Here is a 14,904-nt window from a genome sequence, read left to right as displayed (position 1 = left end):
CCGTGCCCCGCCGAGCCCCGGCGAATGGGCCGTCCGCGTCTGGCCGTGTAGAACCGTAGGGTGCTCCCCGTTCTCGCCGTGCTCGCCGCCGCGGTGCTGTTCGGCACCACCGGCACCACGCAGGCGCTCGGTCCGGACGGCACGACCCCGCTCGGCGTGGGAGCCGTTCGCGTCGCGGTCGGCGGCGTGGCGCTCGCGCTGGTCGCCGCGGCCGCCGGCGCGCGCGGGCGGGCGCGCGGTCCCGCCGGCTCGCCGCGCCTCACCGGGCGCGCGGCGCTTCTCATGGCGCTCGCGGGCACCTGCCTGTTCTCCTACCAGCCGCTGTTCTTCCTCGGCACGTCGATCAACGGCGTCGCCGTCGGCACCGTCATCGCCCTCGGCTCGTCGCCCGTGCTGGCCGGCACGCTCGAGTGGGCGCTCACGCGCCGCTCCCCCGGCGGCCTCTGGCTCACGGCGACGGCGCTCGCCACCGCCGGGGTCGCCGTCCTCGCCTTCGGCGGGCAGACCGAGGCCAGCACCTCGCCGCTCGGCGTGGCCGCCTCGGTGGGCGCCGGCGCGTCGTTCGCGGTCTTCACGGTGTCGCAGCGTCGACTGCTCGACGGCGGATGGCGACCGCTCACCATCATGGGCGCGGCGGGGGCCGTCGCGGCTGTGCTCGCGGTCGCCCTGCTGCTCACGCAGGACGCGTCGTGGCTCGGCGAGCCGCGCGGGATGGCCGTGGCCCTCTGGCTGGGACTGGGCACGACCACGCTCGCCTACGCCGCGTTCACCTGGGGCCTGCAGGCAGTGCAGGCGGCGACGGCCGCGACCCTGACCCTCGCGGAGCCCCTCACCGCGACCGTGCTCGGCATCGCCGTCCTCGGCGAGCGGCTCGCTCCGCTCGGGGCCGCCGGGCTCGTCGTGCTGGCCTCGGGCCTCGCCCTCATCGCCTGGGGAGCCCGTCGCCCCCGGAACGTCCGACAGGAGACCCGATGACCATCGCCATCCGCCCCGCCGACCTCGACGAGCCCGCCACGCGGGCGCTCGCCGAGCTGCACCTCGCCGGCATGCTCGCGGGCACCCCCGCGGAGAGCGTGCACGCGCTCGATCTCGCCGGACTCCGAGATCCCTCCGTGACGGTCTGGGCGGCGCGGATCGACGACGAGGTGGCGGGGATCGGCGCGCTCAAGGTCCTCGACGCCGAACGCGGCGAGCTGAAGTCGTTCCGCACGGCGCCCGCCCACCTCGGTCGCGGCGTCGCCCGCGCCCTGCTGCGGCACATCATCGCGGAAGCCGGCGCCCGCGGCATGACGTCGCTGTGGCTGGAGACCGGCAGCGACGCGGCGTTCCTGCCCGCGCGACGGCTCTACGGCGGCGAGGGCTTCGTGACGTGCGCGCCGTTCGACGACTACCGGCCGGACCCGCTGTCGACCTTCATGACGCGCGCACTCTGACGCGCGGCGTCCGGCCGCTCAGCGGCGGTAGACGACCGCCACGGCGAACGCCTGCACACCGGCGTCGGCCGTGAAGCCGAGGCCGTCGGTGGTCGTCGCCGCGACGCTGACGGGAGCACCGCCGAGCGCGGCCGACAGGGCGGCCTCGGCCTCCGCGCGGCGGGGGGCGAACTTCGGGCGCGCGGCCTGCACCTGCACCGAGACGTTGCCAATCGCCCAGCCCTCGGCGGCGAGGTGCGCGCGGGTGTCGGCGAGGAAGGCGGCGCCGTGCGCCCCGGCGAACTCCGGCCGGTCGGTGCCGAAGCGGCCGCCGATGTCGCCGAGACCCGCCGCCGACAGCAGCGCGTCGACGATCGCGTGCGAGACGGCGTCGCCGTCGGAGTGCCCCGACAGCGCCCGCTCGCCCGGCCATTCGAGGCCCGCCAGCCACAGCGCACCCTCGCCGCCGTAGGCGTGCACGTCGGTCCCCACGCCGACGCGCGGCAGGGCGGGGATGGCGCGGGGCGCGCCGATGAGGGAGCGCGCGCGCTCGAGGTCGTCGGGGGTCGTGATCTTGAACGCGCGCTGGTCGCCCGTCACCGTGGCGATCGGATGGCCGGCGGCCGCGACGAGCGCGGAGTCGTCGGTGTACTCGGTGTCGGCGACCCGGTACGCGGCCCCCAGCACGTCGCGTCGGAAGCCCTGCGGCGTCTGCGCGGCCGCCAGCTGCGAGCGGTCGACGACGGCCGTCACGGTCTCGCCCTCGACCTGCTTGATGGTGTCGACGACGGGCAGCACCGGCACGACTCCCCACCCGGTCCGCTCCACGGCGGCGACGACCCGATCGATGAGCGCGGCGGGCGCGAGTGCGCGGGCGGCGTCGTGCACGAGGACGATCTCGACGTCGGGCCAGACGGCGGCGAGCCCGGCCGCGACCGACTCCTGGCGCGTGCGGCCGCCGGCGACGACGGAGACGAGGTCGCGGCGTTCTCCGGCGGCGTCCTGCGCATCGGCGAGCGCTTCGCCCACCCGCTCCTCGGGCGCGACGATGACGACCTGCGCGGACCGCGCATCGAACACGCCGCGCAGGCAGTGATGCAGGATCGTCTGCGCGTCGAGTCCGACGAAGGCCTTCGGAGCGCCCGCCTGGAGGCGGGTACCGGATCCGGCGGCGACGACGATGACGGCGACACGGGGCGAGGGCGCGAAGGTGGTCACGCCCTCACGCTACCCGTGGAGACGGCGAACGGCCCGGGTCACCGAGGGGTGAGCCGGGCCGTTCGGGGATCGCGTGGAGCGCGTCAGCTGCTCGCGAGCACCTCGTCGAGGAGTTCGACTGCCCGCTCCTCCTCGACCTTCTCCGCAAGCGCGAGCTCGGAGACGAGGATCTGCCGAGCCTTCGCGAGCATCCGCTTCTCGCCCGCGGAGAGCCCGCGGTCCTGGTCCCGACGCCACAGGTCGCGCACGACCTCGCTCACCTTGATCACGTCGCCCGAGGCGAGCTTCTCGAGGTTCGCCTTGTAGCGGCGCGACCAGTTCGTGGGCTCCTCGGTGAACGGCGCACGCAGCACCTCGAAGACCTTGTCGAGCCCCTCCTGGCCGATGACGTCGCGCACGCCGACCAGGTCGACGTTGTCGGCGGGAACCTCGATGACGAGGTCGCCCTGCGTGACGTTCAGCTTGAGGTAGATCTTCTCCTCGCCCTTGATGACGCGGGTCTTGACTTCGGTGATCGTCGCGGCCCCGTGGTGGGGGTAGACGACGGTCTCGCCAACCTCAAAAAGCATAGAAATGTGTCCTTTCGGCGATCTCCAGGATATCACAGCTGAGGATGCACTAAGGTTCGCCGCCCTCCGCGACGCTCGCGGGGCCATCCGTGACCACGGGAACCCCGCTCATCCCTTTAGGATGGGCTGGAAGCGTCCGCTCGACGGGCGACGCCGCACCATCTGGAGGATCCGTGAACTCGCGCGCACTCGCGTCCGCCGCCCTTGCCGGCCTCGTCATCCTGGGAGCCACGGGTTGCCAGGCCGTCACCTCGCAGGCGACGACGATCTCCTACTCCCCGTCCGACGGCGTCTCAGTGCCCGACGCGGAGGGCGCGCCCATCGAGATCCGCAATGCGGTCGTGATCGCGGACGACGAGGGCGAGCAGGGCAACCTCGCCGCCGCCCTCGTGAACCGCACCGACAGCAGCGAGACCCTCACCCTCGAGTGGGGCGACGAGTCGACCACCGTCCGCGTGCCGGCCGACTCCGTGGTGAGCCTGGGCACGACCGCCGAGGACCCGCTGCTCCTCGACGCGATCGACACCATCCCGGGCGCCACGCTCCCCATCTACTTCCAGTCCGGCGACGCCGAGGGCGTCCTGGCCGAGGTGCCCGTGCTGAATGGCTGCCTCGAGCAGTTCGAGGACCTCGTTCCCGGCAACGGCTCCAGCGACTGCGAGAAGGAGACGCCCGCGCCCGTCGAGGGCGAGGAGCACTGACACCTCGCGCACTGCGCGAGAAGGGGCCGAGCGGAGATCCTCCCGCTCGGCCCCTTCCCTGCGCACTCGGCGCTGGCGGTAGCGCTCAGCCCTCGAAGCGGTAGCCGAGGCCGCGCACCGTCACCAGCATCGCCGGCTCGCTCGGGGTCACCTCGATGCGGGAGCGGATGCGCTTGATGTGCACGTCGAGCGTCTTGGTGTCGCCGAAGTAGTCGCTGCCCCACACGCGGTCGATGAGCTGCCCGCGGGTGAGCACGCGACCGGAGTTGCGCATCAGCACCTCGAGCAGCTCGAACTCCTTCAGCGGCATGTTGATCGGGGCGCCGTCGACCGCGACCGTGTGCCGGTCGATGTCGAGCGTCACGCGCCCGCCCTGCAGCACGCGCTCGTCGAGATCCGCCTCCGCGGGCGCCGTGCGCCGCATCACCGCGCGCATGCGGGCCAGCAGCTCCCGAGCGGAGTACGGCTTGGTGACGTAGTCGTCGGCCCCCAGCTCGAGCCCCACGACGATGTCGACCTCGGAGTCCTTCGCGGTGAGCATGATGATCGGCACCGCGGAGGTCGTGCGCACCTGACGGCACACCTCGGTGCCGGGCATGCCCGGCAGCATGAGGTCGAGCAGGATTACCGCTGGCTCCTCCCTCCGGAAGGAGGCGAGCGCGGTGTCGGCGTCCTCCGCGATCTCCACGTCGTACCCTTCCCGGCGCAGGAGGTAGGCGAGCGGGTCGGCGAGATCGGGCTCGTCCTCCACCAGCAGCACACGCGTCATTCGTCCTCTTTCCTTCCGTGGGCTGCCCTCACGCGGCGTCGACCGCGCGGGAGCCCTTCTTCTTGCGTCGTCCCGGGATCTCGCCGGTCAGCGGCGCATCCGTGCGCGGGAGCCGGATGGTGAACGTCGACCCGCGATCGGGCTGCGACCACAGCCGCACCTCCCCGCCGTGCCGGCTGACCGCGTGCTTGACGATGGCGAGCCCGAGGCCCGTGCCGCCCGTGCGGCGGGAGCGGGCCTGATCAGCGCGGTAGAAGCGCTCGAACACGCGCTGCTGATCGGCCTCGGCGATGCCGATGCCCTGGTCGGTCACGGCGATCTCCACGGCCTCGGCCGTGCCGCGCACGCCGATCCCCACGCGCGATCCGCGGGGCGAGTAGGCGATGGCGTTGGCGATCAGGTTGCCGAGCGCCTCGACGAGGATGGTCGCGGATCCGCGGACGTGCAGCCCGCGATCCCCGCCGCGCACGAGGACGACCTCGGCGGAGCCGGCCTGCACCTGGTACTGCTCGATCGCCGCGGCGACGACCTCGTCGATCGCGACGTCGCCGACCTCGGTGAGCTCGTCGGCTGCCTGCAGCTTCGACAGGTTCATGATGCGCGCGGTGAGCTCGCCGAGGCGCCGGGCCTCTGCCGACATGCGACCGGCGAAGCGGCGCACCTGATCCGGATCGTCGGACGCGGAATCCATCGCCTCGGCGAGGAGCCCGATCGCGCCGACGGGCGTCTTCAGCTCGTGGCTGGTGTTGGCGATGAAGTCCTGCCGCATCTGCTGCAGGCGCTCCTGCTCGGAGATGTCGCGCACGATGAGCAGGGTGAGGCGGTCGGCGATCCTCGCGGCGCGGGCCACGACCAGCCGCGATTCGTCGGAGATGCGCCCCCGCCGGATCCGCATCGTCTGCGTCTGCGCGCCGCCGCCGAGCCGCGCGGCCTTGACGAGCTCGCGCAGCTCGGCCTCGTGCAGCCCCTGCCCGGGGGTGAGGCCCAGCCACGTGCCCGGCGCGGAGACGGCCACCACGGCGCCGGAGGCGTCGACGATCGCGCTCGCGTCGTCGATCACGTCGAGCGCGGCGATGAGCGCGGGTGGCACCGCTCGGCTCTGCTCCCGCAGCGCGCGCTCGCGCGCGCGGAACGCGAGCACCACGACCAGAGTCACCCCGACGCCGAGGAGGATCCCCAGGGCGAGCGCGAGCAGCCCGAGCTGCGTGGAGTGCATGTCTCCAGAGTAGAGTGCAGCCGAGAGCCCTCCCCTGCGAACGGGCTCGTGCGAGGTAGCCTCGACCCAGTGTTCACCCCGCGTGCACCGGCCGTTCACCTTCGAGGTCGAGGATCGCCGAGCGCGCTGGACGTGCGACCGCCGCCGCCTGCGGCAGATCCGACACCGACGAAAGGTTCGCCCGATGCGCGAAGTCTTCCACCAGGCCCTCGAGGACATTCAGACCCGGCTGGTCGAGATCGCCGAGCTGGTCACCGTGGCCATCGACAAGGCGACGATCGCCTTCGAGACCGGCGACGTGTCGCTCGCCGAGGAGGTCATCGCCGACGACGCGCGCATCGACGAGCTCGCGCTCTCGGTCGACGAGCTCGCGATCGACACCCTCGCCATGCAGCAGCCGGTGGCGCGCGATCTGCGCATCATCGTCAGCGCACTGCGGACGAGCGCGTCGCTCGAGCGGATGGGCGACCTCGCCGAGCACATCGCGCAGCTGGCGCGCTCCCGCTTCCCCGAGCGGGCCATCCCGAAGGGCCTGAAGAGCACCTTCGTGAAGATGGGCAAGCTCGACGTCAGCGTCGCGCGCACCCTCGTCGAGCTGCTCCGCACGCAGGACCTCGCCTTTGCCGCGCAGATCCGCGACGCCGACGACCTCATCGACGAGCTGCACGCCACCGTCTACGAGAAGGTGCTGAGCGAGGCGTTCTCCGGCGACGTCGGCCACGTCATCGACGCCGCGCTCGCCAGCCGCTACCACGAGCGCTTCGGCGACCACGCGGTCTCGATCGCGAAGAAGATCGTCTACCTCGCCACCGGCGACTGGACCGGGTCCACGGATCCGGAGATCGCCGCCGCCGACGAGCGCACCTCGCACTTCGGCGTCTGAGCCGCCCCGCACGACGAAGCGCCCCGCCGATCGGCGGGGCGCTTCGTCGTGCGGAGTCAGCGCGTCACTTCTTGCCCTGCGCGGCGACGGCGGCGGCACCGGCGGCGGCAGCCTCGGGGTCGAGGTAGCGGCTCGCGCCGGTCGGCTTCATGTCGTCGTCGAGCTCGTACACGAGCGGGATGCCGGTCGGGATGTTGAGGCCGGCGATGTCGTCGTCGCTGATGCCGTCGAGGTGCTTCACGAGCGCGCGCAGCGAGTTGCCGTGAGCGGCGACGAGCACGGTCTTGCCGGCCTTGAGATCGGGGACGATCTCGCCCTCCCAGTACGGCAGCAGGCGGTCGATGACGATCTTCAGCGACTCGGTGCCGGGGATCTCGCCGTCGATGCCGACGTAGCGCGGGTCGTGCGTCTGGGCGTACTCGTCCTCGGGGTCGATCACGGGCGGCGGCACGTCGAACGAACGGCGCCATTCCATGAACTTCTCCTCGCCGAACTCGGCGAGCGTCTGCGCCTTGTCCTTGCCCTGGAGCGCGCCGTAGTGGCGCTCGTTGAGGCGCCACGAGCGCTTGACGGGGATCCACAGACGGTCGGCCGCGTCGAGCGCGATGTCGGCGGTCTGGATGGCCCGGCTCAGCACCGAGGAGTGCAGGATGTCGGGCAGGACGCCCTGCTCGCGCAGCAGCTCCCCGCCGCGCTGAGCCTCGCGCTTCCCCTGCTCGGTGAGTCGGACGTCGACCCATCCGGTGAAGAGGTTCTTCTCGTTCCAGTCGCTCTGCCCGTGGCGGAGCAGGATCAGGGTGTGCGTCATACCCGCCATGCTACCGAGCCGCGGCGGGGCGGCCGACGGCGGCGCCGTCGACGGCGGGCGAGAATGGAGGCATGCCGACGACCGAGGGCCGCCCCACCCGCGGCACCACCGGCACCAATCGGCTCCGTCGCGTGGACCGCTGGATCGCCGCCCATCCCGCCCTGCGCGACGCCGACCATCCGCTCGTCGTCGATCTCGGCTTCGGCGCGAGCGGGGTGACGGCGTTCGAGCTCGCGAGCCGTCTGCGCCGCGCGCGGCCGGACGTCGCGGTGCGCGGGCTGGAGATCGACCCCGAGCGGGTGGCGCGTGCGCGGGCCCAGCTCGAGGAGGTGCGGGCGGGGCGCACCGTGTTCGCGGCGGACCTGCCCGTGTCGTTTGCGCGCGGCGGCTTCGAGGTGCCCCTCGAGGGCGGGCGACGCCCGGCTGTGATCCGCGCGTTCAACGTGCTGCGCCAGTACGACGAGCACGAGGTGCGCGGCGCGTGGGGCCGGATGGCGGAGCGCCTGGCTCCGGAGGGGGTGCTGGTGGAGGGCACGTGCGATGAGCTCGGGCGCATCTCGTCGTGGGTCGACGTCGCGCCGTCGGGCGAGCCGCTCCGCTTCTCCGTCTCGCTGCGTCTCGCGCAGCTGGAGCGGCCCGGCGTCGTCGCCGAGCGGCTGCCCAAGGCCCTCATCCACCGCAATGTGCCCGGCGAGCCGGTCCACGCGTTCCTGCAGGCGCTCGACAGTGAATGGGAGCGCGCGGCGCCACTGTCGACGTTCGGCCCCGTGCAGCGGTGGCTGGCCACGGTCGACGCGCTGCGTCGCGGCGGATGGCCGATCGCGCGCGCGCCGCGCCGCTGGCGCCTCGGCGAGATCACCCTGCCCTGGTCGGCGGTCGCGCCGGCGGAGTGAGCGCACGCTCCCCGCTCGGCGGGCAGCGCGGCGCGGACGCGCCGCCTACTGGGCGAGCGGGCGGCGCGAGAGGCGCGTGATGCGCGGCACCTCGGCCGTGGCCCCCGCGTCGGCGGGCACCACGACCTCCTGCGCGGCGGCGACGGCCACCCCGTCGACGTCGACGACGAGCGGGGCGTCGGCGGGTGTGCGCCGGGTCAGCACGGCGAGCGCGATGGGTCCGAGCTCGTGATGGCGCGCGACGGACGTGATGCGCCCCGCCTCGCTCTCCCCGTCGCGCACCACCGCGCCGGGCGCGGGCAGAACGCTCTCGCTCCCGTCGAGGTGCAGCATCGCCACGCGGCGCGGCGGGTGGCCGAGGTTGTGCACCTTGGCGACGGTCTCCTGACCCCGGTAGCAGCCCTTGTCGAGGTGCACGGCGCTGCGCAGCCAGTCGGTCTCGTGCGGCAGCGAGCGCTCGTCGACCTCGCGGCTCCAGCGGGGTCGCCATGCGGCGATGCGGAGGGCCTCGGCCGCGAGCAGTCCGGCGACGTCGCCGTGCTCGGCGAGGGCGGCGGCCCCCGCCTCGTCGACGATCGCCTCGGCCCACGCCAGCTGCGTGCCGGGGTGCTCCTCGACGCGGGCGTACTGCCATCCGCCCTGACCGACGCCCGTCCACGGGTCGCGCCAGACGAGCGGCCGGTCCGCCGGGTGGAGCGCGGCGCCGACGGCCCGCTCCTCGGCCGCGCCGCCCGCGACGAATCCGACGACCCTGAGGTCGGGGCGCTCGGCGACCTCGACGCGCGCACGGAAGCGCATCATGCCGAGCCACTTCGCGAGCTTCGGGGCGTCGCCCGCGTCCGCGATGAGCCAGACCGCCTCGCCGTCGTCGACGACCGCCGCGGCGTGCTCGATGTGCCCGTGCGGGTCGAGGACGAGCAGCTCGGTGCTCTCACCCGGCGTGAGCCGCTTCAGCGCCTGGGAGGTGATGGAGTCGAGCCAGGTGAGACGGTCCTCCCCCGCGACCCGCACGACGGCGCGGTCCCCGCGCGGCACGATCGCGTCGCCCGCGAGGAGGCGGCGCTGCTCGCGGACCGGGTCGCCGAAGTGCTCGACGCCCTCGTCGCCGTTCACGGCACCGGGCAGCTGGGAGAAGGGATCGGTCATGCTCCCATTGTCCGCCACCCGGCTCCGAGGCGGCTCGGCGCCCGACACGTGCCTGGCGTCCGGAGCGCCGGTCCTAGCGCCGGGAACACCAGCCCTAGCGCCGGGCGTCGAGGCTAGCGTTCCCGGCGCTGGTCTCGACGACCAGCGCTAGTCTCGCGAGCGCGGAGCCCTCCGACAGGCGGAGGCGGCCCGACGCATGGGGGCTCAGTCGACGCGGGCGAGGCGCGCGGAGGCGTGCGAGCCGAGCTCGCGGCCGAGTGCGGCGATGTCCCACGCCCACAGCAGGTGCCCGTCGACGAGGCCGTACATGCGGGTCGCGGCCGCATACGGCTTCGCGCCCGCGGTGCGCACGACGGCGTCCGTGGCGATGTCGATGCGCGGGCCCTTCACCTCGCCCAGGTACAGCTCGCTGACGCCGTCGGCGTGGACGAGGTTGACCTCGATCTCGAATCCGCCGCCGTCCGTGCGCAGCTGCTCGACATCGTCGGCGGTGCGGATGGGCGCGGTCTCGAGGGCGGGCAGCAGGCCGGGCCCGGGGGTGGCGGCGGTGGCGGGTCGCGAGAGGCGCCAGAAGCCCGTCTCGGCGACGAGCTGCTGCGCAGGACGCTCCCCGTCGGCGGCGAGCCACGCGGTCGCGGCGTAGTTCAGGTACGGGCCGCCATCGTGGCTGAAGCTCACGCGATGGGTGAACTCACCCTCGAAGTGCGTGTCGCCGACCCGGTAGTCGACGACGCCGGTTCCCTCCCACACGCCGATCAGCCAGGACAGCGGAACGAGGTCGGCGGGGAGGTCGGTCGGAATCTCGATCACGAGGCTCCGCCCTGACTCAGCGCTGGCCGCGGAAGAGGTTGACGATCACTGCGCCGGAGCAGAAGGCGATCGCGAGACTCGCGAGGCCCAGCAGGCCGACGAAGAACAGTTCGAGGGCGACGAGATCCATGGGCTCAGTCTAGTCCGCTCCGGCGAGGCGCGGCGACCGCCGGGCGGACTCAGTCGGGGACGATCGCGGCGAGGCTGAACAGGGCCGACAGCGCGCCGAGCAGCACCACGCCGCCGACCGCCGCCGCCGCGACGCGGAAGATGAAGCCGCGCGCCTGCCCGACCCGCAGCTCCGCCGCGAACGCGACGAGCAGCGTGGCCCCGGCGCCCACGGCGAACCAGCCCGCCTGATCGGCGGCCGGCGCGAAGGCCCCGATCGCGATCGCCGCGAGGAACGCGAATCCCCACGTCACGACGAAGCCGAGGGGGAACCTGCGCGGAGCGACGTCGGGATCGGTCATGCCGTCCATTGTCGCGGATGACCCTGCGCGTGCGGCGATGACGCCCCGTCAGAGGCCGACGCCGGCGCCCCCTATCATCGGAGACACGGGGCGGACCCCACCGCCGCGAAAGGACTTCGCTTGGCTCAGCTCCTCGTGCTCAGCTCCGCCCCCGGCGGAGAAGCCCCCCTGCCCGCGCTCGAGCTCCTGAGCCACCGCGTGCGGACGGCTCCCGCCGACGCCGCCCATCTGGTGGAGGCGGCCGACGCCGACGCGGTGCTCCTCGATGCGCGCGTGGACCTCGTCGGCGCCAAGTCGCTGTGCAAGCTGCTGGCGACCGCGGGCGTCTCCGCGCCGGTGGTGCTCATCGTCACGGAAGGCGGGCTGGCCGCCATCTCCCCGGAATGGGGTGTGGACGACGTCATCCTCACCACGGCCGGCCCCGCCGAGGCGGACGCACGGGTGCGGCTGGCGCTCGGGAGGCGCACGCCGGAGGAGACCTCGGGGCGCATCCAGACGTCGGGGATCACGATCGACGAGTCCGCCTACTCGGCGAAGGTCAACGGCAAGCCGCTCGATCTCACCTACAAGGAGTTCCAGCTCCTGCACTTCCTCGCGCTGCACCCCTCCCGCGTGTTCACGCGCGAGCAGCTGCTCAGCGAGGTCTGGGGCTACGACTACTTCGGCGGCACGCGCACCGTCGACGTGCATGTGCGGCGTCTGCGCGCCAAGCTCGGGGACCTGGAGCAGCTCATCGGCACCGTCCGCAATGTCGGCTACCGGTTCACGGCCGACGAGGACGAGACGTCGCGCGGAAGAGGCTGAGCCGCGATCCGTTCTCGCGAGCGTCTCCGGCGGGTGCCAGGATAGGCACATGACGGATGCGCCGCTGGTCGACCCCGGCTTCGACACGGAGGACGACGACTTCGACGAGATGGTGGAGGCGCCCGACGCGGACCTCCCCGAGCACCGCTTCATGGACCGCGAGCTCAGCTGGCTCGCGTTCAACAACCGCGTGCTGGAGCTCGCCGAGGACCCCACGCTGCCGCTCCTGGAGCGCGCGAACTTCCTGGCGATCTTCGCCAGCAATCTCGACGAGTTCTTCATGGTGCGCGTGGCGGGCCTCAAGCGCCGCATCGTCACCGGCCTCGCCGTGCCGAGCAACATCGGCACGGCCCCCGCCAAGGTGCTCTCCAACATCTCCGACCTCGCGCACGAGCTCCAGGCCCGTCACGCCGAGGTGTGGAACGAGGAGGTGAAGCCCGCCCTCTCGGAGGCGGGCATCGACTTCGCGCGATGGGACGAGCTCGACGACGGCGAGCGCGAGTACCTCTACGACTACTTCCAGACCCAGGTCTTCCCGGTGCTCATGCCGCTCGCGGTCGACCCGGCCCACCCGTTCCCGTACATCTCCGGCCTCTCGCTGAACCTGGCCATCCGGATTCGCAACGCGCGCACGGGCCGCGAGGAGTTCGCGCGCCTCAAGGTGCCGCCGATGCTGCCGCGTCTCGTTCCGGTGCCGGCGAAGGACGACGCCCCCGACAGCATCCGGTTCATCGCGCTCGAGGACCTCATCGCCGAGAACCTCGCCGACCTCTTCCCCGGCATGGAGATCCTCGATCACCACGCGTTCCGCCTCACGCGCAACGAGGACGTGACGATCGAGGAGGACGAGTCGGAGAACCTCATCCAGGCGCTGGAGGCCGAGCTGCTGCGGCGGCGCTTCGGCCCGCCCATCCGCCTGGAGATCACCGAGGACATGGACGACGTCACGCTCGACCTCCTCATCCGGGAGCTCGACATCTCCGAGCAGGAGGTCTACCGCCTGCCGTCGCCGCTCGACCTGCGCTCGCTGTTCGGGCTCAGCCGCATCGACCGTCCCGAGCTGAAGTACACCCCGCACCTGCCGGTGACGCCGCTGGCGTTCCAGGCCGCGGATGCCGACTCCAAGCACGCGCGCGGCGACATCTTCCGCGCCATCCGCAAGGGCGACGTGCTCGTGCACCACCCGTACGAGTCGTTCGCGACGAGCGTGCAGGCGTTCCTCGAGCAGGCCGCGCGCGACCCGCACGTGCTCGCCATCAAGCAGACCCTCTACCGGACCTCGGGCGACAGCCCCATCGTGCAGGCGCTCATCGACGCCGCGGAGTCGGGCAAGCAGGTGCTCGCCCTGGTCGAGGTGAAGGCGCGCTTCGACGAGGCCAACAACATCGAGTGGGCGCGCAAGCTCGAGAAGGCCGGCGTGCACGTCGTCTACGGCCTCGTCGGGCTGAAGACGCACTGCAAGCTCGCGCTCGTCATCCGCGAGGAGAAGGGCGTGCTGCGGCACTACACGCACGTCGGCACGGGCAACTACAACCCGAAGACCAGCCGCATCTACGAGGATCTCGGGCTCTTCACCTGCAGCCCCGAGGTGGGCCGCGACGTCACCCGCCTGTTCAACGAGCTGAGCGGGTACGCGATCGAGAAGAAGTTCAAGCGCCTGCTCGTCGCCCCCCTGCACCTGCGGAAGGGGCTCCTGCGCCTCATCGACCGCGAGCGCCGTCACGCCGCCGCGGGCAAGCCCGCACATGTGCGCATCAAGGTCAACTCCATGGTCGACGAGCAGATCATCGACGCGCTCTACCGCGCATCGCTGGCCGGCGTGCAGGTCGACGTGTGGGTCCGCGGCATCTGCAGTCTGCGCGTCGACCTGCCGGGCGTGAGCGACAACATCCGCGTGCGCAGCGTGCTGGGGCGCTACCTCGAGCACGCGCGCATCTTCGCGTTCGCGAACGACGGCGACCCCGAGGTCTACATCGGCAGCGCCGACATGATGCACCGCAACCTCGACCGCCGCGTCGAGGCGCTCGTGCGCGTGACGAGCCCCGAGCACATCAAGGAGCTGCAGTCGTTCTTCGACCTCGGGATGGACGACGCGAGCGCGACGTGGCACCTCGGGGCGGAGGGCGTGTGGACGCGGCACCACCGCGACGACAAGGGCCGCCCGCTCGCCGATGTGCAGGACCGGACCATGGCCGCGATCCAGCGTCGCCGCCGTCCGCGCGCGGCTCGATGAGCTCGAGCCGTCGGCCCGTGTACGCGGCGGGGTGCGTGGTCTGGCGCGAGCTGGACGGCGAGCTCCTCGTCCTGCTCGTGCACCGAGGCAAGTACCGCGACGTCTCCCTGCCGAAGGGGAAGCTGGACCCGGGCGAGATGCTCCCGCAGACCGCGGTGCGGGAGATCCACGAGGAGACGGGCCTGCGCGTCGCCCTCGGGCCATCCGTCGGCCAGTCCGTCTACATCCAGCCGTCCGGACGCGAGAAGATCGTGCACTACTGGGCCGCGGAGGCGACGACCGAGGCCATCCAGGCCAGCACGTTCGTCCCCAACAAGGAGATCGCGGGGCTGGAGTGGGTGACCGTCGCCGCCGCCCGCGAACGGCTGAGCTACCCGGTCGACCAGGACATCCTGGACCGCTTCGAGCGGCTGCGGCGCTCGGCGAGCCTCCGCACCTTCCCCATCGTGGTGCTGCGGCACGGCAAGGCCGTCTCCCGCGACGACTGGGACGGCGAGGACACCGACCGGCCGCTGCATCCGCGCGGCAAGGAGCAGGCGAAGGCCGTGGTCGGCGCGGTGAGCGCGTTCGGCGTGCGCAAGATCATCTCGAGCCCCGCCGAGCGCTGCGTGAAGACCGTCGCACCCCTGTCGAAGGCGCTGCGTCGCCGCGTCACGAAGACCTCGCTCATCAGCCAGGACGCGTGGTCGGATGGCACGGCGGACGTCCGCGAGGTCGTGGGCCGGCGCGTGCGGGCGGGGCGGCCATCCGTTCTCTGCAGCCATCGTCCGGTGATCCCCGCCATCCTCCGGGAGCTGGCCCTGGCCACCGGTACCGTCAGCGGCCCCGAGCTCGAGAGCGCGTCGACCCTCGACCCCGGCGCGTTCGCGGTCGTGCACGTGTCGGTCGAGCACCCGGGAGCCGGGATCGTCGCGATCGAGACGCACAAGCCCGGGGCGTGAGGCTCGTGCAGGGGTGCGCGGGAACGCCGCC

General features: G+C 72.6%; 16 protein-coding genes. 8 read left to right on the top strand and 8 right to left on the bottom strand.

Features of this window, described 5'->3' with window-relative positions; translation table 11 throughout:
- The first annotated feature begins 60 nt into the window (after positions 1 to 60).
- Both D7D94_RS13485 and D7D94_RS13480 read left to right on the top strand, forming a co-directional pair.
- A complete protein-coding gene (locus tag D7D94_RS13485) occupies positions 61 to 975 on the top strand; it encodes a DMT family transporter (RefSeq protein WP_156243107.1) in 915 nt (304 codons plus the stop codon).
- The gene (locus D7D94_RS13480; protein WP_156243106.1) at positions 972 to 1,433 is read left to right on the top strand and encodes a GNAT family N-acetyltransferase; all 462 of its coding nucleotides are present in this window, start codon (positions 972 to 974) and stop codon (positions 1,431 to 1,433) included. The genes D7D94_RS13485 and D7D94_RS13480 overlap by 4 nt, the downstream gene beginning before the upstream one ends.
- Before the next feature lie 18 nt (positions 1,434 to 1,451).
- Here the strand turns inward: D7D94_RS13480 and ispD are convergent, their stop codons facing one another.
- Both ispD and D7D94_RS13470 read right to left on the bottom strand, forming a co-directional pair.
- Positions 1,452 to 2,630 (bottom strand): 2-C-methyl-D-erythritol 4-phosphate cytidylyltransferase, encoded by a 1,179-nt coding sequence (ispD, locus tag D7D94_RS13475; protein WP_156243105.1) that lies wholly within the window; start codon positions 2,628 to 2,630, stop codon positions 1,452 to 1,454.
- A gap of 83 nt (positions 2,631 to 2,713) precedes the next feature.
- Positions 2,714 to 3,199, bottom strand: a complete 486-nt coding sequence (locus tag D7D94_RS13470) for a CarD family transcriptional regulator (RefSeq protein ID WP_156243104.1) — start codon at positions 3,197 to 3,199, stop codon at positions 2,714 to 2,716.
- Between the two features lie 173 nt (positions 3,200 to 3,372).
- Here D7D94_RS13470 and D7D94_RS13465 point away from each other — a divergent pair, with 173 nt between their 5' ends.
- Positions 3,373 to 3,900 (top strand): DNA modification methylase, encoded by a 528-nt coding sequence (locus tag D7D94_RS13465; RefSeq protein ID WP_216648671.1) that lies wholly within the window; start codon positions 3,373 to 3,375, stop codon positions 3,898 to 3,900.
- An 85-nt stretch (positions 3,901 to 3,985) separates the two neighbouring features.
- Here D7D94_RS13465 and D7D94_RS13460 read toward each other — a convergent pair whose 3' ends face one another.
- Together D7D94_RS13460 and D7D94_RS13455 are read right to left on the bottom strand one after the other, a co-directional pair.
- A complete protein-coding gene (locus D7D94_RS13460; RefSeq protein WP_156243103.1) occupies positions 3,986 to 4,669 on the bottom strand; it encodes a response regulator transcription factor in 684 nt (227 codons plus the stop codon).
- A 28-nt stretch (positions 4,670 to 4,697) separates the two neighbouring features.
- Positions 4,698 to 5,885 (bottom strand): sensor histidine kinase, encoded by a 1,188-nt coding sequence (locus D7D94_RS13455; RefSeq protein ID WP_156243102.1) that lies wholly within the window; start codon positions 5,883 to 5,885, stop codon positions 4,698 to 4,700.
- A 184-nt stretch (positions 5,886 to 6,069) separates the two neighbouring features.
- Between D7D94_RS13455 and phoU the strand changes: the two genes are divergently transcribed.
- Entirely contained in the window at positions 6,070 to 6,768 is a 699-nt protein-coding gene (phoU, locus tag D7D94_RS13450) for a phosphate signaling complex protein PhoU (protein ID WP_156243101.1), read from the top strand.
- Positions 6,769 to 6,832: 64 nt separating this feature from the next.
- On the opposite strand, the gene D7D94_RS13445 is transcribed toward phoU, so the two are convergent.
- Positions 6,833 to 7,576: a phosphoglyceromutase gene (locus D7D94_RS13445; RefSeq protein ID WP_156243100.1), complete on the bottom strand. Its 744-nt coding sequence runs from the start codon at positions 7,574 to 7,576 to the stop codon at positions 6,833 to 6,835.
- A gap of 71 nt (positions 7,577 to 7,647) precedes the next feature.
- Here D7D94_RS13445 and D7D94_RS13440 point away from each other — a divergent pair, with 71 nt between their 5' ends.
- The gene (locus tag D7D94_RS13440) at positions 7,648 to 8,469 is read left to right on the top strand and encodes a class I SAM-dependent methyltransferase (RefSeq protein ID WP_156243099.1); all 822 of its coding nucleotides are present in this window, start codon (positions 7,648 to 7,650) and stop codon (positions 8,467 to 8,469) included.
- Between the two features lie 45 nt (positions 8,470 to 8,514).
- Here D7D94_RS13440 and ygfZ read toward each other — a convergent pair whose 3' ends face one another.
- From ygfZ to D7D94_RS13425, 3 genes are all read right to left on the bottom strand, one after another.
- Positions 8,515 to 9,615 carry a CAF17-like 4Fe-4S cluster assembly/insertion protein YgfZ gene (gene ygfZ / locus D7D94_RS13435; protein WP_156243098.1) on the bottom strand — a complete coding sequence of 367 codons (1,101 nt, stop codon included), beginning with the start codon at positions 9,613 to 9,615 and terminating at the stop codon, positions 8,515 to 8,517.
- Between the two features lie 204 nt (positions 9,616 to 9,819).
- Complete coding sequence (locus D7D94_RS13430; RefSeq protein WP_156243097.1) at positions 9,820 to 10,425, bottom strand: nitrobindin family protein; 606 nt, start codon at positions 10,423 to 10,425, stop codon at positions 9,820 to 9,822.
- 179 nt (positions 10,426 to 10,604) lie between these two features.
- Positions 10,605 to 10,895, bottom strand: coding sequence for a hypothetical protein (locus tag D7D94_RS13425; protein WP_156243096.1), 291 nt, complete (start codon positions 10,893 to 10,895; stop codon positions 10,605 to 10,607).
- Between the two features lie 120 nt (positions 10,896 to 11,015).
- On the opposite strand from D7D94_RS13425, the gene D7D94_RS13420 reads away from it, so the two are divergent.
- Genes D7D94_RS13420 through D7D94_RS13410 form a run of 3 tightly spaced genes read left to right on the top strand, consistent with a single transcriptional unit; the run spans position 11,016 to position 14,873 of the window.
- Positions 11,016 to 11,699, top strand: a complete 684-nt coding sequence (locus D7D94_RS13420; protein WP_156243095.1) for a response regulator transcription factor — start codon at positions 11,016 to 11,018, stop codon at positions 11,697 to 11,699.
- A gap of 49 nt (positions 11,700 to 11,748) precedes the next feature.
- The gene (locus D7D94_RS13415) at positions 11,749 to 13,932 is read left to right on the top strand and encodes an RNA degradosome polyphosphate kinase (protein ID WP_156243094.1); all 2,184 of its coding nucleotides are present in this window, start codon (positions 11,749 to 11,751) and stop codon (positions 13,930 to 13,932) included.
- Positions 13,929 to 14,873: an NUDIX hydrolase gene (locus D7D94_RS13410; RefSeq protein ID WP_156243093.1), complete on the top strand. Its 945-nt coding sequence runs from the start codon at positions 13,929 to 13,931 to the stop codon at positions 14,871 to 14,873. The genes D7D94_RS13415 and D7D94_RS13410 overlap by 4 nt, the downstream gene beginning before the upstream one ends.
- Positions 14,874 to 14,904: the final 31 nt, after the last annotated feature.

Source organism: Microbacterium oryzae (genome assembly GCF_009735645.1).
GTDB lineage: Bacteria > Actinomycetota > Actinomycetes > Actinomycetales > Microbacteriaceae > Microbacterium > Microbacterium oryzae.
The sequence above is the reverse complement of the archived record's forward strand: the minus strand, read 5'-3'. Positions and strand labels throughout refer to the sequence as shown.

Bases quoted from the DNA above. Each gene is read 5' to 3' on its own strand.
- D7D94_RS13480 (WP_156243106.1), top strand. From the start codon at position 972: ATGACCATCGCCATCCGCCCCGCCGACCTCGACGAGCCCGCCACGCGG.
- D7D94_RS13470 (WP_156243104.1), bottom strand. From the start codon at position 3,199: ATGCTTTTTGAGGTTGGCGAGACCGTCGTCTACCCCCACCACGGGGCC.
- D7D94_RS13460 (WP_156243103.1), bottom strand. From the start codon at position 4,669: ATGACGCGTGTGCTGCTGGTGGAGGACGAGCCCGATCTCGCCGACCCG.
- D7D94_RS13455 (WP_156243102.1), bottom strand. From the start codon at position 5,885: ATGCACTCCACGCAGCTCGGGCTGCTCGCGCTCGCCCTGGGGATCCTC.
- phoU (WP_156243101.1), top strand. From the start codon at position 6,070: ATGCGCGAAGTCTTCCACCAGGCCCTCGAGGACATTCAGACCCGGCTG.
- D7D94_RS13445 (WP_156243100.1), bottom strand. From the start codon at position 7,576: ATGACGCACACCCTGATCCTGCTCCGCCACGGGCAGAGCGACTGGAAC.
- D7D94_RS13440 (WP_156243099.1), top strand. From the start codon at position 7,648: ATGCCGACGACCGAGGGCCGCCCCACCCGCGGCACCACCGGCACCAAT.
- ygfZ (WP_156243098.1), bottom strand. From the start codon at position 9,615: ATGACCGATCCCTTCTCCCAGCTGCCCGGTGCCGTGAACGGCGACGAG.
- D7D94_RS13425 (WP_156243096.1), bottom strand. From the start codon at position 10,895: ATGACCGATCCCGACGTCGCTCCGCGCAGGTTCCCCCTCGGCTTCGTC.
- D7D94_RS13415 (WP_156243094.1), top strand. From the start codon at position 11,749: ATGACGGATGCGCCGCTGGTCGACCCCGGCTTCGACACGGAGGACGAC.
- D7D94_RS13410 (WP_156243093.1), top strand. From the start codon at position 13,929: ATGAGCTCGAGCCGTCGGCCCGTGTACGCGGCGGGGTGCGTGGTCTGG.